The organism is Hyphomonas sp. L-53-1-40, assembly GCF_000682775.1.
GTDB lineage: Bacteria > Pseudomonadota > Alphaproteobacteria > Caulobacterales > Hyphomonadaceae > Hyphomonas.
Genome location: NZ_AWFI01000001.1, coordinates 22,362 through 46,168, shown reverse-complemented (window position 1 = coordinate 46,168; position 23,807 = coordinate 22,362). Strand labels below are relative to the sequence as shown.

Sequence of the window (23,807 nt, the reverse complement as noted above, 5' to 3'; positions counted from 1 at the left end):
ACAGTCTTGGCAGGCCCGTAAACCAGCTGAGTACTCAAGTCTGGACTCAGGTTTCGGCTTCCCGGTCCGGATTGCGCGGATCGAGTTCCACGCTGGCCAGAGGCGTTGGCAGGATCGGGCTCCAATCCTCTTGTTGGTGCTCTTCCGGAGCTGCCCTTGCGGAAACCCGCCAGACCATAATCAACGCCAACAGGATGAGCAACAAGCCAGACAGACCGAACAGGCCTGTCGCACCTGCACCGCGCATGGCGATACCCGACAAAAGTGGCCCCACAATTGATCCACCGGCCCAAATGAAAAGCAGACCGGACATGACCTGCGGAATCTTTCCCTTGGGGGTGCGGTCGATGGCGTGGGCCACGCATAATCCAAAAAACGTCAATGCACCGGCGCCCCACACGACCAGCACCATCATCACGCCGACCTCTCCAAGGCTGCGTCCGAATATCGCGATCACCATCGCAGCCATACCCGAAATGGCGCACAGTACCGCGATCACCAATCGGCGCTCGATTCGGTCGGACAACCGCCCTGCAGGCCATTGAATGATGAAGCCGCCCAGCCACGCACCGTCCCTCCCCCGCCAATGGAGAAGCTTTCAAAATAGATCGGCAGCAAAGCGAGCGTACCGGTATTGATCACGCCCGCCAGCATCACCCCGATGACAGCCGCCGGGGCCAGTTTGTACAGGCGCCCAATCGGCATTGCCTTGCGATCCGGCGCTTCCGGCTGTTCCTGTTGTGTGAGGCAGATCGGCACGAGCGCCAAGGTCAGAAACAATGCAGCGGCGACAGGCCCGCCACGAAGAACGGACCAATCATCAGCGAGAGTTTCGCGCCCATGTGATACAGGCCCATGACATTGCCGCGCGACTTGTCCGGCACGGCCTGCCCCAACCAGCTCTCCACGCTCGTGAACATATAGGCAAAACTGACACCCTGTACGATGCGTACGATGGCCCAGAAGCCGGGCTCATACCACAGGGACAAGGCAATGGACCCCGCCGAAGTGACTGCTGCGGCAGCAGCGAACAGGCGGATGTTGCCAAAGGAGGCAAGCGCTGCAGGTGCGGTCCATGCCCCCAGCATGAAGCCCGTCGCATAGAGCGCGGCGATGCCACCGATGAATTGGGGCGCCGTGCCCAGCGCTTCGAGCCCAAGCGGGGTCAACATGCTCAGCAAGCCGCCCGCGATTTGCAGGATCATCACCGCCAGGATGAGGGCGAAGACATTGCGGGTATCAGTCATAATCTACAGGCGGCCTTTCCGTTGCCGCGTGGCATAGCTACCGGAATTGGGCGGTTGTTTGACGGACCGTCTCGCCTGCGGCGTTTTTTATCTCAAGATCGACAGCCCCAGCGGCCCAATCGATGCCGATTGCACCATAATTATCCTGCGAAAAGCCTTCGCCGATCTGTGCTGGGTCCATCTCGTCCGTTGTATCCTGGAACGACACGTTCAGCGACGAAGCCGTCAACTCGTAGGCAGGGTATGGCAGCGCAGTCTCACTGCGATAGAGGAAGGACGCATGCCGGTCGCCTGACACGAACACCACGCCGTTCGCACCTGTCTCACTGATCAGATTGTAGAGACGCTGCTGTTCGGCCGGCAGGCGCGACCAGCTTTCCCAGCCATGGCCGTCGGTCGGCAAGACCTGGATCGACGAGACGATCAGGCGCAAATCTGCCGGCTTTTGCAACTGGTTTTCCAGCCAGGTCCACTGGTCATTGCCCAGCATGTCCTGATTGGGATCGGAGGACGCGACATAGCGCTCCTTGCCGGTCACGCCATATTCGTCTGTCGCGGTCAGCGGCGACCGGAAGAACCGCGTATCCAGCATGATGATCTGGGCGCGCTGGCCTTCCGGGCCAAAGGTGCGCGCATAATAGGTGCCGGGCCAGGCGCCGACATCTATGTTCTCGATCCCCCAGAAGCGTTCGTGCACACGCTCAGCAAGACGACGGAACGGGAATTCGCGGCCCGCATCATTGGCGCCATAGTCATGGTCATCCCACGCCACCATCATGGGATGGCTCGCCCGCAAGGCCTGGAAATCGCTGCGGGCGGCAAGATCGGCAAAACTCTCGCGAAGTTCGTCGAGTTCGGCCTGATCGGTGGCATAGCTCATGCCGTCCTTGTCGCCATAGACATTGTCGCCGATCATCAGGAAAAGATCCGCGTCTTCGGCGGCAATGCGCTGCAATGTATCGGTCGGTCCGGCTGCTTCCTCATCATGACAAGACCCCACCAGCACGCGCGACAGGACCGCGTCTTTCGAAGGCAAGGGCAATCCGGCGGGGGCGGTTGGATAAAAATCTTTCGGCAATGTGCGGTAATAGGCGTCGAGCGCCTCTTCGGCACTTTGCGGCGCGCGCGTTATGCCCGGAATGGTGATCGGCCCCGGCGCCTGGCACGCCGCGAGCCCTGCAACGACAATCGCACTGACAATACGTTTCATATTACCCCTCCAAGGCACCTCTACCTGCAATCGGTGTAGCGGTCTTTGGAGGGGTCGGTAAGGGGCTTATTCCGATCAAACTCCGAAGAAGATCGACCACATCATGCGTCCCGGCAGGAAGGTAAACAGGCCAGCAACCAACATACCCCCTGTGAACATTCCGGTCATTTCCTTGCGATGCCTTGCGATATCCTTCCGGCGCGCCGCAGCGATGCCCATGGGCAGGCCGATGATTGTCCAGGCTGACAGGCCATGGATCCAGCTGAAGCTGTTGCCATTGAGGCCTGTCAGGAAGAAGGAACTGATCGCCGTGATCGCCATCGCCACAACCCAGGCATAGCCAAGCCGCTTGTGCAGCCCCCTGCCCTTTACGCCCATCATCAAAGCCGTGCCGATACCAAACGCGCTGAGCGCTCCCGCCAGGTGCATTTTGAGCACGACCGGCGACTCGACCAGACGCGCGGCATCCAGCCTGAACCGGATCGGAGGATTGTCCGCGCTTTTCAGGATCATCCAGCTGATCACCGCATAGGCGGCAAGGCCGATTAGGATCACGGTGCGGTTGCTGGGCCGTCCCGGCGACAGGCGGGGCAGTCCGGATGGCAGGGCAAAGGCAGGACTTTTCATGACAGGTCTCCTTAACGGCAGGCTTAGCGCAGTGTGATTGTGTGGACGGCGCCATCGGTCGGCAGGGCGAACTCGGCATCGCCGAAGCTTGGCGGACCAAAGCGGACCGGCGCATCATTGGAGAAACCATAGGGCTCTGTCGGAATGCCGAAATTTCCACGCGCCAGTTTGCCGTCGCCATCTACGTCGTGAAACAGCTTCACACCGTATGTCCTAGGCTCCAGCCCTTGGAAGACGACGGAATCAGCGCCTTCTGAAACGTCGACAATGTCCGCCGCAACGGCGTCATTTCCGGACCAGCCGCCTTCGTTGAAGATCGCAATGTGGAGCGCCCCGGTATTCTCACCAAGATTTTCGACCTTGAGCGTCAGGTCAGCGGCAGACGCCGAAACAGGCACAATGGCGATGGCGGCCAGGATCGATACGAGTGTGCGGTTGATGTTCATTTGATGTCTCCATAGTGTGGGGCGGTCGCCCCGTGGTGGGTGATGAAGACAGGGTGTGGTGCGGGCCGGGTCAGCGCTACGGAGATTGCGCGGACGGGCTGGAATCCTTCGCCAAATACCTGCAAACCCATTCACGAAGCGCGAAATACACGGGATGACACGATGGCATCAGCCCTGAAGGATATTGGAAAAACACTCGGCATCGTCACCCTGCTGGCGGCTGGCTTCACATGGTTCGGAGTCTATGGCACCGGCGGCTCTCTCAAACTCCGATTCCTGATGTGGTTCGTCACAATGCTGGTCGGGTCGGTCGCATCCTATTGGGTCGTACCCTTTGTCTTCCACACGCACATGAAGGCGTCCCACCCGGCCCTGAGAATTGTAGCCGCCGCCGTCTTGCTTACGATTCCTGTCACGATCTCGCTCTGTATTTTCCTGGCCTTTCTGGGCGCGTCGATTTCCCTGGTGCACATCCCCATCCAGTTTGCCTATGTGCTGGCGATCTCGCTCGTCATCACGACGGGCGGATTCCTCATTGATCGGGCCCGTCAACTGGCCGAGCTGGAAGACGCCGAACCGGAAGACCGGGTCGCGGGCTTCCTGTCGCGCCTGCCAGTGCGATATCGGGGCGCAGATCTCTGGGCCATCTCCTCGGAAGATCATTATCTGCGCGTTCATACAGACCGGGGGGAAGAACTGATCCTGATGCGGCTGGCCGATGCGATGCGAGAACTGGGCGAAGACAACGGCCTGCAGACTCATCGCTCATGGTGGGTCTCGCACAAGGGTGTCGCCGATGCGCGGCGCACCAATGGCAAACTGGTTCTCATCCTGAAATCCGGTCAGGAAGCACCGGTTTCGCGTACCTACCAGCCGAATGTCCGGGCTGCAGGCCTCGCCTAGCCCTTTCCGGTGCCTCGGCGTTTGTTGCAAATGGCATGGGCAAGACGGAGATTGTTGATCTCGTCTGACCCTTCATGCGCGCGCGGTATGATATGGTCGAATGTCGGCCGCCATTTCTTCCAGAGCGTGGAATGCGCCACATCAGCCCGGCTGGGGGGCATGGGCTTTCCACACAGGGCGCAGAGGCCGTCCTGATCTTCCCAAAGTTGCCGGAATCGCGGCGTGTCCGGCGGGGAAAAGGACTCCAGCCACGCCGGGCGCAGGCGGCCAGCACCGTATTGCGCAACAGGCAGGCAATGGTCATGGGCCCGACCCCGCCCGGCACGGGCGTGATGTGACCCGCAACTTCCGCGCTGGCGGCATAGTCGGCATCACCCACCAGACGGGTCTTCCCCTCGCCCTTTTCGGGCGCATCGATCCGGTTGATCCCGACATCGATAATGGTCGCGCCGGGCTTCACCCAGTCGGCCTTGACCATTTGCGGACGTCCGACGGCAGGCACGAGAATGTCGGCCTCGCGGCACATGGCCGGCAGGTCCTTTGTACGGCTGTGCGCGATGGTGACCGTGCAGTTCTCAGCCAGGAACAACAGCGCGGCCGGCTTGCCGACGAGGATCGAGCGACCAATCACGACGACATGTTTGCCGGAGAGGTCACTGCCCAGCGCGCGCTTGGCCAGGATCACACAGCCGGTCGGTGTGCACGGGCGCAGGCCCGGCTTGCCGAGCGTCAGGCGACCGGCAGACACTTCGGTCAGTCCGTCGACATCCTTGTCGGGATCGATCTTCTCGATCGCCGCATCAGCATCGAGACCCTTGGGCAGCGGCAACTGCAACAGGATGCCATCGACGCTTTGATCGGCATTCAGGGTTGCTATCAGGGTCTCGACATCGGCCTGGCTGGCCGTATCCGGCAGGCGGTGGTGCACGGAGACCATGCCAACCTCTTCGGTCTGGCGTACTTTGTTGCGCACATAGACCTGGCTCGCAGGGTCTTCCCCCACAAGGACCACAGCCAGTGAAGGCTGTCCGGGCAATTGGCTTACCGCCTTTGCCACGTCTGAGCGGACATCTGCCGCAACCGATTTTCCGTCAATTACCTGCGCGCTCATTGCCCTGATCCCCGGCCAGCTTCGCCGCCAGATCGGGCGGCCCGTCAATGTCGAGGCCTTTTAACCGGTTCTTTGTGCCCGTCACCACCCTGACCGCAGACTTTGGCACGCCCAGCCATTTCGCGATCAGCTTTTCGACGGCTGCATTCGCCTTGCCACCCTCGGGCACAGCGCGCACACGAACCTTCAGATAGGTTCGGCCCGAAGCGTCTGTTTCCCATGTTTCGACCCGGTCGGCCGAGGCGTTCGGCTGAACGCGGACGATCAGCCTGTGCATGCGATCAGAACGGGACGATGCCGTAGCCGTAGCGCGCGATCACACGCTCGAGGAAGAAAATGATCAGCAGAACCACCATAGGCGTCAGGTCCAGCCCACCCATGGGCGGCAGGATGTTGCGGATCGGGCGGTAAACCGGCTCGGTAATACGCTGCAATCCACCCCAGACACTGCGTACGGTGGGGTTCTGGAGGCTCAGCACATTGAAACCGACCAGCCAGGACAAGACAGCCTGAATGATGATGATGAATGTGGCGATCCGCAGAACGACCATGATGAGATCAAGAATGGCGGCCATGGGGCAACGCTCCGATTTTTCTGTTGTTGCCTTCACTTAGGGTGATGCCCCTAGCTTGTGCAAGGCGTTCTCTCTAGCTTTGCCAGTTGGGAACACATTCCGTTTGGCAAGGCGGGCAAACACAAACAATTATAACGATTGCCGAGGGAGCCCGCTTGCATGACAGATCCGGACAGGCCGCTGCTACCGCTCACCGGGGTCCAGAAAGCGATGATCGGCATTGCCATGGTGGCCATGGGCGCGGGCATGAGCATCAACTTCGTGGTCGTTGCCCCCCTCGCCCGCAAGGCCGGCCTGACCGAAATTCAGGTCGCGGGTATCCTGACCCTGTCCGCTGCTGTCTATGCGCTGCTCATTCCAACCTGGGGCCGGCTGGCTGACCGGTTTGGCCGCAAACGCGTCATGGTTTTCTCGCTGGCGGCCATGGGCCTGACCAACATGATCTTCGTGTTCGCCCTGAGCGCCGCGCTGGCAGGAATCCTGACCGGGCTGACCGCCTTTTTCACGCTTGTCTTCGTGCGCCTCTGGTTCGGCCTGTTGTCGCCCGGTCTGCAACCGGCCGCCATGGCTGCGATGACGGATGCCACCACGCCGCTCGACCGGGCCGGCGGGCTCGGCATGCTTGGCGCCTGTATGAGCATCGGATCCATCCTCGGCCCGGCAGGTGCCACCGTGCTTGCCCCGTTTGGGGCCCTCATGCCGATCTGGGGCACCATCGCCTTCAATCTGACCGTTGCCCTTATTCTGGCCGTGGTTTTGCCCCCAACAAGGCCGCGCCCGAAATCTGCCAAGCGCCCGACCCCACTCGCGGTGCGCGATCCGCGCGTCTTCCCGCACCTGCTTTTCCTGTTCACCTATTTCATTGGAATCGGAATCGTACAGCAGACGGTCAGCTGGTTCATCGAAGATCGCTACCAGTTCATAGACACAGCCACCCGCTCAGCCGGCGAAGCCGTCGTGCTTCATTCCGGGATTGCCTTCGCCTGCATCGCCGCGGGCATGATAATGGTGCAATTCGGCTTTGTTCAGCCGCGCAAACCCGATCCGCGACGCATCCTGCCGATTGGCCTCGCCATTGTGGCCATGGGCTATGTTTCAGCCGACCTCTTCTTCCCGTTCTGGTCGCTCGCACTCAGCTTCTTTGCCGTTGGGTGTGGTGCGGCGCTGGCCGTGCCCGCCGCCAATGCGCTGGGCAGCCTTTCGGTCTCTCGCGAGGAGCAGGGCTCAGCGGCAGCGCTGCTCGCGGCAGCGCCCCCGGCCGGCTTCATCTTCGGCCCCCTTATCGGGGCAATGCTGTACTCATTCATGCCGGAACTCCCGCTCTACGTATCGGCAGGCCTGGTCGGCACACTCGCCGTCTATGCCGTTATCGTGACGTCGAAACGCCCGCTTACACCATCGTGAAAGCATTGAGCTTGTTGCCATCCGGATCCCGGAAATAAGCGGCATAGAACCCTTCATCGCCACGCGGTCCGGGTGCGCCTTCATCACTGCCGCCATTGGCCAGCGCGATCTCATACAGCTTGTGCACCTGATCCTTGTCCCTGGCCTGCAGCGCCACCATCGTGCCATTGCCGACGGTGGCGGGCTGTTTGTCGAACGGCAGGGTCGCCGCCACGCCTGCTGCACCACCGGGCGTGCCCCAGGCGATGAATGTGTCGAAATCCATCATCCGCCCGGTGCCCATCTCGGCCGCAATGGCATCATAGAATTTCGCAGCGCGCTGCAGGTCTGACGTCCCGACTGTTACATACCCGATCATAAGTCCCTCCCATCAACTGGACAGAACGGAACATAACAGGAACAGTCGGGAGCGACAAGCCTTTACATGGCCGAGATGCCACCATCCACTTTCAGCTCGATTCCGGTGACGAGCTTCGACTCATCCGATGCGAGATAGAGCACCGCATAGGCGATATCGTCCGGCTCACCGACCTTCCCGAGCGGGATCTGGCGCCCAAGCTTGGCGAGCGCTTCTTCCTCGCCGAACATTTCCTTCGTCCGATCCAGGATCGGCGTATTGATGAAGACGGGATGCACCGAGTTGCAGCGAATCTGGCCGCCCTTGGCGCAATGCAGCGCAATGGATTTCGAGATATGCCGAACGGCCGCCTTGGCGGTGTTGTAGGAGACGTAGTTCGCACTCGCGATGATACCGGCAATGGACGAGATGTTGATGATCGAACCAAGCCCGTGCGCGCGCATCAGCGGAATGGCGTACTTGCAGCCGAGAAAAATGGAATCGACGTCGACCGTCTGCACTTTCTTGAACATGTCGTAGTTTTCGTCTTCGACCGAGCCGAGCGAGCCGATGCCGGCATTGTTGACCAGCACGTTCAGGCCGCCCATCGCATCATGCGCCGCTTGCAGCACTTCCTGCCATTGCGCCTCGTCGGTCACATCATGCTGCCAGGCAAAGGCCGTGCCTGCGCCGTGTTCGTCATTGATCGAGGCGGCAACAGCTTCGGCCCCTGCCCCGTTCACATCGGTGACGGTTACCTTGGCGCCTTCGCGAGCCATCATGCGAGCCGTTGCCTCGCCCAGCCCCTGCGCACCGCCGGTGATAAATGCCTTCTTGCCCTGTACGCGACCCATGCCGGTCTCCTCCACTGTTTCAGGTTTTCCTACCCGTAACAGTGCACTCGAAACCGGGCCAGCTTGACCTTGGGAGAGGCGACAGTTCTGCCGCGAGGATCAGGAAAGTTTCGCAGCCAGTTCATCCATGAACCGGGCCAGTTCAACGTCCTTTTCAGACACACCGTCCACATCATGCGTCGTCAGCGTGACCTCGACCTTGTTATAGACATTGAACCATTCAGGATGATGGTCCATCTGCTCGGCTTTTAGTGCGACAGCCGACATGAAGCCCCAGGCCGTCTTGAAATCGGCCAGCTTGAACGTCTTCTCGATCGTGTCACGGTCACCGGCACCTTTTGCCCAGCCGCCCAGTTTTGAGAGCGCTGCATCTGCGCCAATCCTGTCTGTCATAGCTCAGTCCTCTGCATCCTGACCGAGCACATAATAGACCCATCGGCCATTGCCCGCGATGGCGGTGCGCATGCCGGGATAGCCTTCACCCTGTCGTATCCGCTCAATTCCCTCTTCGCCAATCAGTTCCATGAGGCGCCGGCGGTCCTGGAAGGACAGTTTCTCCGGGATCAGGTCCTCAGCGTCACGCGCGGCTAGGTCTGGCCAGACATACCAGACTTCGCCATCAATCTCGCGCATGCCGGGAGGCAGTTCGAACAACTTGCGCAGGCTGCGGTTCGGATCGGCGCCAATCCGGCGCATCAGATCCCAATACTGCCGGTGCGGCGTACCGCCCAGATTGGAGACAAAGCCGTCATTCGCATTGGCCACTCGCGACAAACGGCTCAACGATCCTGCCTTTGCATGCGACAATAGCTGGTCCCGCATCGCCTCTGCTTCTTCGGTCAGCACAACCGGCTCAGGCACCTGTGGCGGCTGCATCAGGGATTCATCCGGCACCAATGGCCGTTCCGGCTCGGCCGCAGGCGAGCATGCCGCCAGCAGCATGGCCGCCAGCGCGCCGATGAGGGCGTTAGCCCAGTTCATACCCGGTCGCCGCCTGAAGGTCTGACAACAATTGGTCTTCATTGAGCACCTTGATCGTTGTCATGCCCATATCACGGGCCGGTTTCAGATTGTGCCCGAGGTCATCCAGATAGACACAGCTTGCCGGATCAACATCGAGCGTCTCGCACATCAGAGCATAGATGCGCGGATCGGGCTTGCGAATGCCGAGCTTTGAACTCTCGATCACATGGTCGAACATGTCGAAGACCTTGGCCACCTCACGCGCTTTTGCCTCGTCATTGGTCATCGAGGCGCCTTTGCCGATCGGCGCATTGTTGGTGATGCAGCCAACCTTGCCCTTGGTCTTGCAGACGCTCAGCGCCTTGACCACGCGCGGCCGCAGCGAGCCGGACAACAGCGCCAGCACTTCCCCACCGGGCACCTCATGCCCCATCGCCTTTGATTCCTCGCGGAACATGCCGTCGAACTCTGCCGCCGTGACGAGGCTCTGCTCAAGCTTGGCCCAGGCATTGTCCAGCGGATTGGTGGCATTGACCGTGCGGATGAAATCCTTTGGCAGGCCATGCTCGGCCTCGTAGCGGGTGAAGGCGTCGAAGGGAGAGGTCGTGAATACGCCCCCGAAATCCCAGATTACAGCTTGGAATGTCTTTGTCATGCCAGCACCTCTACCCGCACCAGCGACGATTTCAAACCTTGAACATTGCGGGCCGAGTTCTAGTGTGGCCGCGACTGCAACATATAAAGGGAGTTTCGTCTGATGGGCGTTCTGGAAGGCAAAGTGGTCCTCGTGACCGGCGGTGGTAATGGCATCGGCAAGGAAACCGCGCTGCTGGCGGCGCGCGAGGGCGCAAAAGTGGTCGTCAACGATCTGGGCGGCAGCCTGACCGGCGCCGATGAAGGCAGTGCAGGCCCGGCTGAAACCGTGGCTCAGGAAATCCGCGCGGCGGGCGGCGAGGCTGTCTCGAACTCGGAAAGCGTGACCGACATGAAAGCGGTCCAAGGCATGATCGAACAGGCCAAGGACGAGTTCGGCGCCCTGCACTCGATCATCAACCCGGCCGGCATCCTGCGCGACGGCATGTTCCACAAGATGAGCGAAGATGATTGGGACAGCGTCATCGACGTGCACCTGCGGGGCAGCTTCAACGTCACCCGCGCGGCCATCGAACTGTTCCGCGAAAAGGAAGACGGCAATTTCGTCCTCTTCACCTCCACATCCGGCCTGATCGGCAATATCGGCCAGGCGAACTATGCCGCCGCCAAGATGGGCATTGTCGGCCTGTCGCGCATCGTCGCCATGGAAGGCGCGCGCAAGAATGTCCGCTCCAATGTCATCGCGCCATTTGCCTGGACGCGCATGATCGCCTCCATCCCGGTCAAGGACGAAGCCGGCGCAGAGCGTGTCGAGCGGATGCGCCAGGGCATGCGGGCCGACCAGGTTGCCCAACTGGCTGTGGCCCTTTGCGCCGACAAGGCCAATGACGTGTCCGGACAGATTTTTGCCGTGCGCGGCAATGAAGTCGTGCTGTTCGACCAGCCGCGTCCGGTCAAGTCGCTGGCGCGTATGGAGGGCTGGACGCCGGAAAGCCTGCTCGAACAGGCCATGCCCGCCATGAAAGCCAACTTCTTCGACATGGGCGCCTCGGCCAGTGTCTTCCCCTACGACCCAGTCTAGGCGGATAGCGCTTGGCGGAAGATGGCGTCACCTACCAGAAATGCATCACCGGCGGTGATGGGGAAACCTATTGCCGTCCGGTGGATGCGACGGAAGCGACTGGACAAGCCACTCCGCCATCGGAGGATATCCTCCCGCCGGTAGAAGACGTCATTAATCCGCTGCTCAAATGGATAGAGCCTGCTCGACCCTTTCTCGACGACCCAGCCGGCTGGCTTCAGACAAAGGCGCAACAGCCTGAATTTCTCTATCCTATCCTGATCCAGCTCGGCTGTATCATCCTGGCGCTCGCGCTGGGCGCCCTGCTCACCCCACCCTTCAAGCGCCTGATCACGGTCACGCTGCGACGCTTTGTCGAGCCGCCCCGCCGCGAAGGACTGGACGTCTTGCACAAGGCGGTTCGTCCGGCGCTCTGGTCCATCCTTCTGGCGCTGGCGGTCTCATTGCTCAGCTCCATCGACCACTCGCTGATCCTGGTTCGGACGGCCTTGTCACTCGCGATTGCCTGGCTTGCCATCCGGGTGACCATGACCTTCCTGCCGGAAGAATTGCGCGGTCTTGCATCATTCCTGACATGGACGTTCGCGATATTCTTCGCCCTCGGCGTCTTGCCGGATGTCATGAACTGGCTTTCGAGTATTGGTCCGTCCTTCGGGAATCGGCGGATCAGCCCGGTCTTCATTTTTCAGGCTATCCTGACCGCCGCTGTCTTGCTGTTCATTGCAAACCGCGCCGCAAAATCGATGAAGCGGCGGGTCAATCACATCCCGAAAGTCGAACCGTCCATCCGCATTCTGATTGGCAATGCCATACAGATTGTCTTCATTGTTGCGGCTGCCCTGCTCACCCTCGCAGGGCTCGGCATTCCGCTAGGCGCGCTAACGGTCATCTCCGGTGCCATCGGCCTCGGCTTTGCCTTCGGTATGCAGAAAGTTGTCTCGAACTTTGTCTCCGGCATCGTCCTGCTCTCGGAGCGCTCGATCAAGCCGCAGGACGTGATCGAGGTCGGCGAGACGTTCGGCGTCGTGGAATCCCTCGGCCTGCGCTACACGTCGATCACGACGCAGGAAGGCAAGGAATTCCTGATCCCGAACGAAAAGCTGATGACCGATACGGTGATCAATTGGAGCTTTTCCAACAAGCGCGTGCGCATCCACAAGGAGTTGCGCATCGATTACACGTCCGACCTGGAAGAGGCGATTGCCATCGTCATCGCCGCCGCCAAGGCGACCGAGCGAGTCATCAGCTGGCCGCAACCCGTCTGCCTCGTCAAAGACTTCACCGATGAGTGCATTGTTCTGGAGATGCGCTTCTGGATCATCGACCCGGAAAATGGCACGGCCAATGTCGGCTCCAACATCCTGCGCGAAGTCTGGAAACGCTTTACCGAAAACGGCATGTCCGTGCCGCTGCGCCGCAAGGAGCTGTTCATCGAACCGGACTCCGCGCTCAAGGTCGAGATTTCCCGGCCCAAGCGCACGCCTGATCTGAACGCCACTCCGGAACCGGAGGAAAGTGAGCCGGAAGCGGACACTGTGAAACAGGATGAAACGAAAGCGCGACCGCCAGAAGCCGATTAAGGCAATCTGACTAGTCGGGGAACGCCTCGCTCGCGGGGTCTTCAACCGGCTCCAATGACCGCGGACGCAGATCGGTCGGGCCGCCATCCCGCGCTTCCGACTGGCTCGCTGCGGCTTCGGGCTCCAGCGGCTCAGGCGCTTCCTCGATGGGTTCAGGGGATTGCCCGGCCTCGCCAAACCGTTCCTGCGCGCCTTCCAGAAACGCATCGAACTCGTCATCTTCTGGCGCGGCCTGCACCTCTTCAGGCTCGATTGCCTCGGGCCCGGTCTCCGGTTCAGGTGGCAGGTCCGGCAAGGGCTCAAGCTGCGGGGCCGGCTGGCCCTGTTGTGGCTGCGGGCGTGCCGGAGGCGGCGTATCGCCTAGCACACAGGTCGCGAGGCCCTGGCTGTGCACAACCCGCATGCGCGCCTGCAGCGTGCCGGCGCGTTTGTTGACATAAGGCCCCGGCGGATCGACGCGCCATTTGTTCGGGCTCGGCAGCACAGCGGCCAGCAGTGCGGCCTCGCGCTCTGTCAGGTCTGCCGCGGACTTGCCAAACCGCGCCTGCGCGGCGGCCTCGGCCCCGAACAGGCCATCGCCCCATTCGGCGACATTCAGATAGGCTTCCATGACGCGGGCCTTGCCCCAGAACTTGTCGATGAACACTCCCATCCACATGTCGCCCAGCTTGCGCGGTACGCCGCCCCCATTCCAGAGAAAGACATTCTTGGCGGTCTGCTGTGTGATTGTGGAAGCGCCGCGCGTGCGCTTGCCCTGACGGCGTTCATCCAGCGCCTTTTCAATCGCGGCACGGTCAATTCCATTATGCTCGCAGAAGCGGGAATCCTCCGCCGCGATGACCGCGCGCACAAGGTGAGGCGAAATCTCGGACAAGGGCACCGCGTCGCGCCGTACCGTCTCGCCACCTGCCGCGCGCTGCACCATCAGCACCGTGCCCGGAATGGGCAGCCAGACCAGCGCCAGCGCATAGAGGTGAAACGCCACAAACAGGCCCGCCAGAATGCGCATCGCCCATGTCAGGAAGGTCCAGAAACCGCTCATCACTCTGTCATCCATTCCGCCAGAACGCCCGGATCCGTTTCCGGCTCCATCCGGACGGCCTTTTCCGTCGCAAATCGGGCACGATCAAGGCGGGCGAGCGCCCAGATAGCAGACCCACGTACCACCGACGCCGGATCATCCAGCAGCGGCAGCAGGCTGGCGACCAGCGCCCCCTCCCCTGAATTGCCGATGGCGATACAGACATTGCGCACGAACCGGTCCCGCCCGATCCGCTTGACGGGCGAACCGGAGAACACTTCCCGAAATGTGGCATCGTCCAGCGCGGCAAGTTCATCCAGCCCCGGCGCCTTGAGTTCGGGCCGCGCATGGAAGGCGATCTCGCTGGCGGCTTCGGCGAACTTGTTCCACGGACAGATGGCAAGGCAATCATCACACCCATAGATACGGTTGCCCATCGCCGCACGAAACTCTGCCGGGATCGGCCCCGAATGCTCAATGGTGAGGTAGGAGATGCAGCGCCGCGCATCGAGTTGATAGGGCGCGGGAAACGCATTGGTCGGGCAGACGTCCTGACAGGCGCGGCACGAACCGCAATGATCCGCCTCCGGTTGATCGGGTTCCAGTTCCGCCACCGTCAGCATCACACCAAGAAAGAACCAAGATCCCAGCTCACGGCTGACCAGATTGGTGTGCTTGCCCTGCCAGCCGAGGCCGGCCTTTTCGGCCAGCGGCTTTTCCATCAGCGGCGCGGTATCGACAAAGACTTTCACCTCTGCGCCGGTCTCGGCCACGAACTCCCGGGCGAACTGTTTCAGCCGCTTCTTCAGCGTATCGTGATAGTCCCTCCCCCGTGCGTAGACGGAGATGTTGCCGAGCGCCTTCTGTTCCAGAGTGCGGAGCGGATCATGGTCCGGGCCGTAATTGAGCGCGACGACGACGGCAGATTTGGCATCCGGCCACATCGCGGTCGGCGCCTTGCGCCGCTCCAGCGTCGTCTCCATCCAATCCATGCTGCCATGATGGCCAGCCTCTACGAACGCTTCCAGCCGCTCGCCTGCCACCCATGCCTCATCCGCCCGCGCAATCGCCACGCCGTCAAAGCCAAGCGACCGGGCGAGGTGCTTGACGCGGATGTGGAGGGGATCGGGCAAGGTCTAGAAATCCAAATCGGTATAATGGGCCACGGGCCGTACCGCCTGCAACCGGTCGGCCAGCAAGGGCCTGAAGCTCGGACGCGACTTGATCCGGGCATACCAGTCTTTCAGCTCCGGCACAGCATTCCATTCGACATCGCCGAAATAGTCATAGGCAGACAAGTGTGCCGCTGCAGCCAGATCGGCCAGGGTAAGCTCCCGGCAGGCAAGATAGCCATTGAGCTCCAGCAGGCCATTCAGGAAAGTCAGACGTCCGCGCAGCGCATGCGCCCCCCGGCGCAACCGCGCCGAATCGGGGTGCCGGTCGCGGCGCACCCATTGCATCACACGTTCAGTCAGTAGCGTGTCGGTAACCTCTTCACACGCAGCCTCAATCCAGGCCCACAGGCGGCGGACTTCAGCGCGCGCCGCCGGATCTGATGGCAACAGGACCCGTCCGCTGGAGGTCTCTTCAAGATACTCGCATATGGCGCGCGTGCCGCAGGCAAACATGCGTGGCTCGCTGTCGATCTCAACCAAAGCGGGCGCAACAGCCCCATGTGCGAGGCGGGGTACGTCAGGATGGGCTGACCAGGGCGGCGATTCCAACGCCTCGAATCCCTCGTCTTTCTCGCCCAAGGCGAGGCGGACCAGCCGTCCGGCCGGATCAAGAGGCCAATGGTAGAGCCGTTTCATGGGTTCAACTTCTCATGGCATCACTGAAAGGGGTGTTAAATTCAGCTGCATCTGATCGCTTTTGCTGGGCCGTATCCTATGTTTTTTGGCTTCAAACTGTTTCCACCGTTACAGGACCAGATCCATGCACAATTCCTGGTTTCGCGCTGCTTTGGCTGGCGCGGTCTCCCTCCTTGCACTTAATGCCTGCGGAAATGCGACCTCCGCTTCTGACGCAAGCCTCGGTTCCCAGACCCAGCCGGTCCGAATTCAGGTGCCGCCTGCAGGACAATTGCCGACGGATGTCACGCCACTGGCCTACCGGCTGGAGCTGAAGACTGATCCAGATGCCGACAGTTTCTCGGGCAATGTAGCCATTGACGTCTCCCTGACAGCGCCGCACGAGCGCATCTGGTTGCATTCGCTGGATCAGACCGTGCTGTCGGCCAGGGCCGTGCTGGACAATGGAACAGATATCCCGGCAACTTTTACCGGCAATCAGGCACCTGGCGGAGTTTCACGACTCGACTTCGACTCGCCCGTCCCGGCGGGCACAGCCACGCTCGAAATCAGCTACACCGCGCCTTACAATGTGGGCCTTGCCGGTCTCTACAAGGCGGTTCAATCCGATACGGACTACCTTGCCACCCAGATGGAAGCGATTGATGCGCGCCGGATGGTGCCATCATTTGACGAACCGCGCTTCAAGACACCGTGGAGCGTGACCGTCACCGCGCCAGAAGGCATGGAGGTCGTCTCCAATGGCGCGGAAATCAGCGCCGAACCGGCCGAAGACGGTTGGACCCGGCATATCTTCGCCGAAACTCGCCCGATCCAGTCCTATCTGATCGCGCTCGCAGTCGGTCCTTACGAGACGCGGCCCGCCCCGGCCATTCCGGCCAATGCCCTGCGCGAGGCGCCGGTGCCCCTGCGCGGCTTTGCTGCCCGCGGCAAGAGAGACCAGCTCAGCGAGGCACTCGACATCACTGACGAGATGTTGCTCTGGCAGGAGGATTATTTCGACTATCCGTACCCTTATGGAAAACTGGACCTGATCGCCGCACCGGAATTTGCCTTTGGCGCGATGGAGAATGCCGGCGCGATCATCTACCGCGAAGCCGCGCTGCTGATGAATGAGCAGACCAGCTTGTCCCGCCGCCGCGGTATCCTGACGACGCACGCCCACGAGCTTGGCCATCAGTGGTTCGGCAATCTTGTCACGCCGAAATGGTGGAACGATATCTGGCTGAACGAGGCCTTTGCGACCTGGATCAGTTACAAGACGATGGACGGGGTTGACCCAGACGGCGAGTGGGGCCTCAGCCCAATCCTGGCAGGGCTCAGCGCGATGGGGGCCGACAGTCTTCAATCGGCGCGCCAGATTCGCAATCCGATCAATACCAATGGCGATATTCTCGATGCGTTCGACTCCATTACCTATCGCAAAGGCGGCAGCGTGTTGAACATGTTCGAGACCTATCTGGGCGAAGAAGCCTTCCGCGAAGGTATCCGCTTGCACATGCGTCGCTTCGAGGATGGCGTCGCTGATGCCGACGATTTCATGCAGAGCCTCGCCGACGGGTCCGGCCAGCCGGATATTGTTGAAGCCTTCACCAGCTATATCAACCAGCCAGGCATCCCATCGCTGGATGTCGCCGTGTCCTGCCCTGCTCCAGATGCGGGCCTGATCACGATCACTCAAAAGCGCTATGCGCCGCTTGGCTCTGATATTGATACCAATGCTCAGACCTGGAACGTGCCGTTTGCTGCGCGCCTGAAAGGGCCTGTGGGTGATCGCACGATCCGGCAGATGCTGACCGCACCGGTCACCGAGATTCCTCTGGATGGCGATTGCCCCGACTGGGTGATGCCAAATGCCGGCGGCACGGGCTATTGGCGCTTCGATACGAATGCGGAAAACCTGACGGCGCTGATTTCCAACTTTGACAGCTTGTCTGACGCCGAACAGATCATGTTTGCGGATGCACTGACCTCCGGTTTCCGTGCAGGGCGGATCAGCACCGATGACCTGATGGCTGGACTGGCCGCAACCTCAAGCGGTCATCCGCATGCGGTTTCTGAAGGGTTCGGCATCATTGGCACGCTCGACCGCATGCTGGAGCCATCCGAGCAAGCGGGCCTTCGCGCGTGGGTCCAGCGCACCTATGGACCGTTGGCCGAATATCTGGAATCCCGTCCGGCCACGGCGCTGAGCCAGCAGGAGATGCTTTTGCGCGACAGGCTATATGGCTGGTTGCTGGAATATGGCGAGCGCCCCGCTGAGCGCCGCGCCCTGCTCGCCCGTGCCCGGCAATATGTCGGGCTCAAAGGCAGCCCGGACGCAACGGCGATTGCGCCGGAAGATCTTTCAACAGCTATGATGATCGGCGTCGAGGATGGCGGCGCTGACTTCTATGAAGCTGCCAAGGCCTATGTGGCCACAGCAACCAACCAGAATGAACGCTCAACGATCCTGAGAGTGTTAGCCAGCCGTGGCAGCAAGGATGTCGTGTCAGACCTGTTCCCGTCCGTTCTGAACGGCTCGAACTCAACCGACGAAGTCTTCACGGTCGTCTACGGCGCCATGGCAAACCCCGTGGCACAAGACACAGCATGGGATTTGATAACCACAAACTTCGAGACGGTTGTGGAGCGCATGCCCGAAATCCGTCAGCCAAAGCTCGCGGGCCTGACGGGATATTTCTGCAGCGTCAGAAAGGCCGCAGAGGCGGAAGACTTCTTTGAACAGAATGCGCCGCTGACCCCCGGCTATGAGCGATCCCTGGCCCAGGGTACGGAGAAGGCAACACTCTGCAGCGCGCTAAGGGCTCAGAAAGCGTTGGATGTGAACAACTTCTTCCAGCAGTAATCGGCCCGGCACGGCCCGGATAACGGGCTTTGTCGCTGATCGAATTTGTCTGAGATCTCCGGCTTGTATCTTGTCCGGGTCGCTTCTTGCCCAAATGGGAAGCGGCGGTCCGGTCGGGGTATGCTCAGGCCCCGGCCAGCGGATGGGAGGCGGCCCGCTGCAGGGGCACGACTTCCCACACCAATATGAATACCGTCCCTGCCGAAGGCGCCGCCTTCCGTCCGCAAGGACCTTGGATGACAGGAAACCGGAAGGGCACACGCCCTGTCCGGCTCTTGGTGCAACGATCAGTGGCGCATGAACTGGCGCAACGCGTCGGCCGCAAGCGCAAATCGCGCAAACGCCCAATTGCGATCCTTGCCCAGCGTATGCAACTCTGCGAGCAATGCCTTGCGCGCATCATTGCGCTCGGCGAGCCAGGCATCTGCCCCGTCTCCGGCGAGAGCCTTCTCTGTTGCATCCGCCTGCATCCGAACCAGTTCGTTCAACAGGCGACGGCCCGCCACGCGATCCCAATAATCTGCATGCAGCAGATTGTCCCGCGCCATGGCGCGAAGCCGGTCGATGCGCAGCTGGTCGCCAATCGTGTAGAAAGCCTTGCCGGCCGCCTCCACACTGACACCCGCCTTGCCAGCCAGATCGACCACGAGCAGCCCTTGGGCAAACTGGCCCATCGCAGCGGCCCAACGCGAAATCTCTTCCGACGCACCGCGCTTCATCAGGCTACGTACTTCGCGCTCGATGCGCGCAGCCGGGAACGGCGAGTGAATGCCGGCAAGGATGGCCTTGAACTCGTTCAGAGGCGCTTCGGTATGTTGCACGGCATCGCCGACATGCAGGTCCGGATGGGTCTCAATGAACCAGAGCGCCGCATCGACCATGGCACTTGCCGCATGCAGGCGCAGATCGATTTGCACATCCGCAGGCACGATCGTGTCGAGCTGGTCGACCTCGCGCTGGAAGCCATCAAAGTTCAAGACGGCGCGCGCCGCTTCGAGCCCGCGCGCGACTTGCGCATTATCGCCGCCGGTCACTTCGCGCAGACGCAGCAGGGCCACGGGCCCGGCCATGTCCAGCACCCGATTGGCAATGATCGTTGCGATAATTTCCCGCTTCAGGCGATGGTTCGACATGGCCTTTGAATAGGTGTTTATCGGACTCGGGAAGTAATTGACCAACAGGTCTTCGAAATACGGATCGTCCGGAATATCGGAGGCCACAATATCGTCGAACAGAGTAATCTTCGACCAAGCGAGCAAGACGGCAAGTTCCGGCCGGGTCAACGGCTGGCCGCGCTCAGCGCGGACTTTCATCTCACCGGTCTCCGGCAGGGTTTCCAGCGCCCGGTTCAACACGCCCCGGTCTTCAAGATATTCCATCAGGCGCTCAAGCGCATCATGGTCTTCCTTGGCCGTCGTCTCGGCCAGGGTCAGCGCAAAGGTCTGCGTATAATTATGACGCAGGACAAGCGCCGCCACGTCGCTGGTCATCTCCGCGAGAAGATCATTGCGGTCGGCCGGATCGAGGTCGCCTTCGCGGATCGCCTCAGCAGCCAGAATCTTGATGTTCACTTCGTGGTCCGACGAATCAACGCCGGCGGAGTTGTCGATCGCGTCCGTATTGATCCGTCCCCCATGCAGGGCAAACTCAATCCGCCCGGCTTGGGTGACGCCCAGATTGGCCCCTTCCCCGATGACTTTCACCTTCAGCTGATTTGCATCAACCCGGATCGCATCATTGGCACGGTCACCGGCGGCCGCATGAGTTTCATGGGCGGCTTTCACATAGGTGCCGATGCCGCCGAACCAGAGCAAGTCCGCATCCGTCTTCAGCAGGGCGTGGATCAACTCGTCGGGTGTGACGGCATCCTTGGACAGACCAGTCAGCGCCTTGATCTCATCGCTCAGCGTGATCGCCTTGGCAGAACGCTCGAAGATTCCGCCGCCTTTCGACAGGATACCCTTGTTATAGTCCGACCAGCTCGATTGCGGCTTGTCGAAAAGACGCTGACGTTCGGTCAGGTTCTTGGCAGCATCCTGAGGGTCAGGGTCGATGAAGATGTGCATATGGTTAAACGCCGCGACCAAGCGGATTTCCGGCGACAGCAACATGCCATTGCCAAACACGTCTCCGCTCATGTCACCAACACCGATCACGGTGAAAGGCTCGGTCTGGATGTTCTTGCCGAGTTCGCGGAAGTGGCGTTTGACCGCTTCCCAGCCGCCGCGCGCGGTGATGCCCATCTTCTTGTGATCGTAGCCAACCGAACCACCCGACGCAAACGCATCGCCCAGCCAGTGGCCCATCTCTTCACTGATCGCATTGGCGGTGTCAGAGAAGGTGGCCGTGCCTTTGTCTGCCGCCACGACGAGGTAGGGGTCTTCGCCATCCCAGACAATCGTGTCCGCCGGGTGGGTGACCTCGCCCTCCACGAGATTGTCCGTGATGCCGAGCAACGCCCGGATGAATTCCTTGTAGGCATCACGCCCGGCTTCGAACCAGGCATTGCGGTCAGACCGATCTGGCAATTGCTTCGGCAGGAAGCCCCCCTTCGACCCGACCGGAACAATGACCGCATTCTTCACCTGTTGCGCCTTCACGAGGCCCAGAACTTCGGTGCGATAGTCTGATGCGCGGTCCGACCAGCGCAGTCCCCCCCGTGCAACCGCGCCAAAGCGCAAATGCACGCCCTCGACCCGCGGGCTGGACATGTAGATCTCGCGGAAAGGTTTCGGCTCCGGCAGGTCTTCCAGCTCACGGCTGGCAATCTTGAGACTGACGAAACTGTAGGGCGCGCCATCGCCATTGGTCTGGTAGAAATTGGTCCGCTGAACGGCCAGGATCAGATCAGCGAGACGGCGCAGCACCTGATCGTCTGCCAGCGCCGACACGTCGCGCAATGCGTCCTCGATCTCTGCGCGCATTTTCTCGGCTTCATGCGTGCGTTCGGCGAGTGACATATCGCGCGCCGGATCGAAGCGGATAGCGAACAGGTCCAGCAATTTCTGGGCAATCGCCGGATAGGTCGAAAGCGCCGTCTCCTGAACATATTGTGGTTGATCCATGCCGCTCTGGCGGCGATATCCGGCGAGCGCCCGGATCAGGGCTGCATCGCGCCAGCTTGCGTCAGCGCTGAGCACCAGCCGGTTGAAGCCGTCATTTTCGGCCCGTCCGCTCCAGACCGCAACAAACGCATCCTCCAGCGCGGTTCGGATTGCATCCAGGTCAATTGCTGCGCCCGCGGTCGCGCACATGACAACATCGTGGATCCAGTAGGTCTCGGGCGCATCGTCGGCTGGCTTTTCCGTCGGACGGACCGGATAGCCAGTCTCGAAATCCACGAAGAAGCCCATCTGCTCAAAGATTGGCACACAGGCAGACAGCGGGATCGAACCATTGCGGGAGTATATCTTGACCCGTATCTTGTTGTCGGCGTCCCCTTCCAGCCGGTAGGCGCGCGTCAGGATGGGGTGGCCAGCTGACAAATTTGCCATCGCCGCAACATCGCGCATCGCCTCGTCGGGCCCGAAGGCTTCGCGATAGGCCGCATTGAAAGCCCCGATGAATGAGCGTGCATTTTCCTGATGTGCGCGTTCAAGGTCAGACTGGACCAGCGCGGACCGAAAGCCTTGCTCCCATGTCCGTGTGATCTGGACGATACGCTTCTCGAGCGCCGCAAGGTCCGGCAAGGGATGGCCCTGTCCCAGCCAGATTTCGAAATGGACCCGGACCAGGGTCTCGGAATCGAAATACGGACGGAAGCGCGTCACATGCCCATTATAAGCGGTGACCAGTTCCTGCGTGATGCGTTGACGCATGGCGGTGTCATAGGCTTCACGCGGCACGTAGACGATGGCGGTGACAAACCGGTCGAACTGATCCTGTTGCACGAACAGCCGCGTGCGTGGCCGCCCGATCAGATGAAGCGCGCCGACAATGATCGGATGGAGGATTTTCGAAGAGGTCTGGAACAACTCGTCGCGCGGCCAGGTTTCGAGCAGATTGGTCAGCGCCTTTTCGGTATGCCCGCCGGGCGTTGCGCCGGAAGCCTCGAGAATGGCAGCGATTCGACGGCGGATCAGCGGGATGGAGCGGGCCGTTTCGTCATAGGCCTCAGCGGTGAACAGGCCAAGGAAGCGGACTTCGCCATTCACCCTGCCCTGCGCATCATATTTCTTCACGCCGACATAGTCGCAAGCGACCCGGCGGTGCACGAGGCTGGTCAGCGTCGATTTGGCAACAAGGATTGGATACGGTTCCGATAGATGTGCGCCAATCTCGGGCGTCAGCACCAGAGGCTCGGCCTCGCGGGACAGAACGTTCAGTTCTTCATCGCGCAGCACGCCCAGATTGGAGCCTTCCACCATGATCGGCTCTTCGGGCAGCACTTGCCCATCGGCATTTGTCTCGAATTCGTATTCGCGACAACCGAGGAAAACAAAATGTTCCCGCGATAGCCATTTCAGGAATGCAACCGCCTCGTCGCGATCCATCTCTTTGAGATGCGTTACGCCCTTCAGCCGGTCGATCTCCTGCTGCATACGCGCCCGCATGGGCTCAAAGTCCGACACGGCAACCGCATTGTGCGCCAGCGCCAGGCGAACTCCGGCTTTCAGGCGCGCTGCCTCATCATGGGTCAAGATCGGCAAATGAACCTGGATGATGGACACGCTGCGCCCGTCCTGTCGTTTGACAATCGGGTGAAACAGGGCCGCGACCTCAAACCCCTGTGCGCCGCACTCGCCAAGCACCGAATCCACGAGGAATGGCATGTCAGGGCTGGCGGTCTCCAGAATGGTGCGTGACAGGGAGTCCCCGTTTTCCCCATCGACCTCCAGCAGGACGCGCACATCCTGCTCCCCCGGAGAGACCGCCTCTGCCCATTCCCAATGGCGGCGCGCAAGAAACTTTAGGTCGCCATCCGTCAGTCCGGTGAGGTCTTCGTGCCCGGATTCTCGCTGAATCTGGTCGAAAACTTGCTCCAACGGCTCATGTGAAGCAGAATTTACTGTCATGCAGATGTCTCGCGAAAGAACTTAACGATGTTCCCATCTAGACTGCGTTGGCACACCGGCACAACACATAGGGGCAAATGAATTGCCCCAGCGTCATGACGGGTCTTTGGGGAACGCATCTTGGGCCCTCAGGGCCCGATATAAACGGACCCGCCGAACGGGGACGTGTCCGGCGGGTCC

23 protein-coding genes and 1 pseudogene are annotated in these 23,807 nt (G+C 60.9%); 5 read left to right on the top strand and 19 right to left on the bottom strand.

The window, feature by feature from the left end:
- Nucleotides 1-46: 46 nt before the first annotated feature.
- From L53_RS00225 to L53_RS00200, 6 genes are all read right to left on the bottom strand, one after another.
- Nucleotides 47-526 (bottom strand): MFS transporter, encoded by a 480-nt coding sequence (locus tag L53_RS00225; RefSeq protein ID WP_198019693.1) that lies wholly within the window; start codon nt 524-526, stop codon nt 47-49.
- Nucleotides 496-780 carry a hypothetical protein gene (locus tag L53_RS00220; RefSeq protein ID WP_034810496.1) on the bottom strand — a complete coding sequence of 95 codons (285 nt, stop codon included), beginning with the start codon at nt 778-780 and terminating at the stop codon, nt 496-498. The genes L53_RS00225 and L53_RS00220 overlap by 31 nt, the downstream gene beginning before the upstream one ends.
- Complete coding sequence (locus L53_RS00215) at nt 771-1,247, bottom strand: MFS transporter (RefSeq protein ID WP_034810494.1); 477 nt, start codon at nt 1,245-1,247, stop codon at nt 771-773. Before L53_RS00215 ends, L53_RS00220 begins: the two co-directional genes overlap by 10 nt.
- Nucleotides 1,248-1,284: 37 nt before the next feature.
- Complete coding sequence (locus L53_RS00210; protein WP_034810493.1) at nt 1,285-2,457, bottom strand: alkaline phosphatase D family protein; 1,173 nt, start codon at nt 2,455-2,457, stop codon at nt 1,285-1,287.
- 75 nt (nt 2,458-2,532) lie between these two features.
- Nucleotides 2,533-3,084: a DUF2306 domain-containing protein gene (locus L53_RS00205; RefSeq protein WP_233347449.1), complete on the bottom strand. Its 552-nt coding sequence runs from the start codon at nt 3,082-3,084 to the stop codon at nt 2,533-2,535.
- Between the two features lie 23 nt (nt 3,085-3,107).
- Nucleotides 3,108-3,530, bottom strand: a complete 423-nt coding sequence (locus L53_RS00200; RefSeq protein ID WP_034810491.1) for a DUF2141 domain-containing protein — start codon at nt 3,528-3,530, stop codon at nt 3,108-3,110.
- 162 nt (nt 3,531-3,692) lie between these two features.
- Between L53_RS00200 and L53_RS16045 the strand changes: the two genes are divergently transcribed.
- The gene (locus tag L53_RS16045; RefSeq protein WP_198019692.1) at nt 3,693-4,433 is read left to right on the top strand and encodes a LytTR family DNA-binding domain-containing protein; all 741 of its coding nucleotides are present in this window, start codon (nt 3,693-3,695) and stop codon (nt 4,431-4,433) included.
- On the opposite strand, the gene L53_RS16665 is transcribed toward L53_RS16045, so the two are convergent.
- The 4 genes and pseudogenes from L53_RS16665 to L53_RS00180 all read right to left on the bottom strand — a co-directional run bounded on the left by L53_RS16665 (nt 4,430) and on the right by L53_RS00180 (nt 6,119).
- Nucleotides 4,430-4,594 (bottom strand): HNH endonuclease signature motif containing protein, encoded by a 165-nt coding sequence (locus tag L53_RS16665; protein WP_084333035.1) that lies wholly within the window; start codon nt 4,592-4,594, stop codon nt 4,430-4,432. The genes L53_RS16045 and L53_RS16665 overlap by 4 nt on opposite strands.
- Before the next feature lie 80 nt (nt 4,595-4,674).
- A pseudogene (gene folD, locus L53_RS00190) lies at nt 4,675-5,544 on the bottom strand (bifunctional methylenetetrahydrofolate dehydrogenase/methenyltetrahydrofolate cyclohydrolase FolD); the annotation flags it as partial.
- Nucleotides 5,525-5,821, bottom strand: coding sequence for a DUF167 family protein (locus L53_RS00185; protein WP_034810490.1), 297 nt, complete (start codon nt 5,819-5,821; stop codon nt 5,525-5,527). The pseudogene folD and the gene L53_RS00185, both read right to left, overlap by 20 nt.
- A gap of 4 nt (nt 5,822-5,825) precedes the next feature.
- Entirely contained in the window at nt 5,826-6,119 is a 294-nt protein-coding gene (locus L53_RS00180) for a YggT family protein (RefSeq protein WP_034810489.1), read from the bottom strand.
- Nucleotides 6,120-6,278: 159 nt separating this feature from the next.
- Between L53_RS00180 and L53_RS00175 the strand changes: the two genes are divergently transcribed.
- On the top strand, nt 6,279-7,523 hold the full coding sequence (locus tag L53_RS00175) for an MFS transporter (RefSeq protein ID WP_233347448.1): 1,245 nt from the start codon (nt 6,279-6,281) through the stop codon (nt 7,521-7,523).
- On the opposite strand, the gene L53_RS00170 is transcribed toward L53_RS00175, so the two are convergent.
- The 5 genes from L53_RS00170 to L53_RS00150 all read right to left on the bottom strand — a co-directional run bounded on the left by L53_RS00170 (nt 7,510) and on the right by L53_RS00150 (nt 10,332).
- Nucleotides 7,510-7,881: a VOC family protein gene (locus L53_RS00170; RefSeq protein WP_034810488.1), complete on the bottom strand. Its 372-nt coding sequence runs from the start codon at nt 7,879-7,881 to the stop codon at nt 7,510-7,512. The two genes, L53_RS00175 and L53_RS00170, sit on opposite strands and share 14 nt — an antisense overlap.
- A gap of 62 nt (nt 7,882-7,943) precedes the next feature.
- Nucleotides 7,944-8,714 carry an SDR family oxidoreductase gene (locus tag L53_RS00165; protein ID WP_034810487.1) on the bottom strand — a complete coding sequence of 257 codons (771 nt, stop codon included), beginning with the start codon at nt 8,712-8,714 and terminating at the stop codon, nt 7,944-7,946.
- 99 nt (nt 8,715-8,813) lie between these two features.
- The gene (locus L53_RS00160) at nt 8,814-9,107 is read right to left on the bottom strand and encodes a 4a-hydroxytetrahydrobiopterin dehydratase (protein WP_034810485.1); all 294 of its coding nucleotides are present in this window, start codon (nt 9,105-9,107) and stop codon (nt 8,814-8,816) included.
- Nucleotides 9,108-9,110: 3 nt separating this feature from the next.
- Entirely contained in the window at nt 9,111-9,695 is a 585-nt protein-coding gene (locus tag L53_RS00155) for a hypothetical protein (protein ID WP_034810483.1), read from the bottom strand.
- Nucleotides 9,682-10,332 carry an HAD-IA family hydrolase gene (locus L53_RS00150; RefSeq protein ID WP_034810482.1) on the bottom strand — a complete coding sequence of 217 codons (651 nt, stop codon included), beginning with the start codon at nt 10,330-10,332 and terminating at the stop codon, nt 9,682-9,684. The genes L53_RS00155 and L53_RS00150 overlap by 14 nt, the downstream gene beginning before the upstream one ends.
- 102 nt (nt 10,333-10,434) lie before the next feature.
- On the opposite strand from L53_RS00150, the gene L53_RS00145 reads away from it, so the two are divergent.
- Nucleotides 10,435-11,352, top strand: coding sequence for an SDR family NAD(P)-dependent oxidoreductase (locus L53_RS00145; RefSeq protein WP_034810481.1), 918 nt, complete (start codon nt 10,435-10,437; stop codon nt 11,350-11,352).
- Between the two features lie 11 nt (nt 11,353-11,363).
- Nucleotides 11,364-12,932, top strand: coding sequence for a mechanosensitive ion channel family protein (locus tag L53_RS00140; RefSeq protein ID WP_051607403.1), 1,569 nt, complete (start codon nt 11,364-11,366; stop codon nt 12,930-12,932).
- Between the two features lie 10 nt (nt 12,933-12,942).
- Here the strand turns inward: L53_RS00140 and mtgA are convergent, their stop codons facing one another.
- Genes mtgA through L53_RS00125 form a run of 3 tightly spaced genes read right to left on the bottom strand, consistent with a single transcriptional unit; the run spans nt 12,943 to nt 15,764 of the window.
- A complete protein-coding gene (gene mtgA / locus L53_RS00135) occupies nt 12,943-13,989 on the bottom strand; it encodes a monofunctional biosynthetic peptidoglycan transglycosylase (RefSeq protein ID WP_084332925.1) in 1,047 nt (348 codons plus the stop codon).
- Nucleotides 13,974-15,086 carry a tRNA epoxyqueuosine(34) reductase QueG gene (queG, locus tag L53_RS00130; RefSeq protein WP_034810480.1) on the bottom strand — a complete coding sequence of 371 codons (1,113 nt, stop codon included), beginning with the start codon at nt 15,084-15,086 and terminating at the stop codon, nt 13,974-13,976. Before queG ends, mtgA begins: the two co-directional genes overlap by 16 nt.
- A gap of 3 nt (nt 15,087-15,089) precedes the next feature.
- Complete coding sequence (locus tag L53_RS00125; protein WP_034810478.1) at nt 15,090-15,764, bottom strand: glutathione S-transferase family protein; 675 nt, start codon at nt 15,762-15,764, stop codon at nt 15,090-15,092.
- A 124-nt stretch (nt 15,765-15,888) separates the two neighbouring features.
- On the opposite strand from L53_RS00125, the gene L53_RS00120 reads away from it, so the two are divergent.
- On the top strand, nt 15,889-18,612 hold the full coding sequence (locus L53_RS00120) for a M1 family metallopeptidase (RefSeq protein ID WP_051607402.1): 2,724 nt from the start codon (nt 15,889-15,891) through the stop codon (nt 18,610-18,612).
- 287 nt (nt 18,613-18,899) lie between these two features.
- Here the strand turns inward: L53_RS00120 and L53_RS00115 are convergent, their stop codons facing one another.
- The gene (locus L53_RS00115) at nt 18,900-23,627 is read right to left on the bottom strand and encodes an NAD-glutamate dehydrogenase (RefSeq protein WP_034810476.1); all 4,728 of its coding nucleotides are present in this window, start codon (nt 23,625-23,627) and stop codon (nt 18,900-18,902) included.
- Nucleotides 23,628-23,807 lie beyond the last annotated feature (180 nt).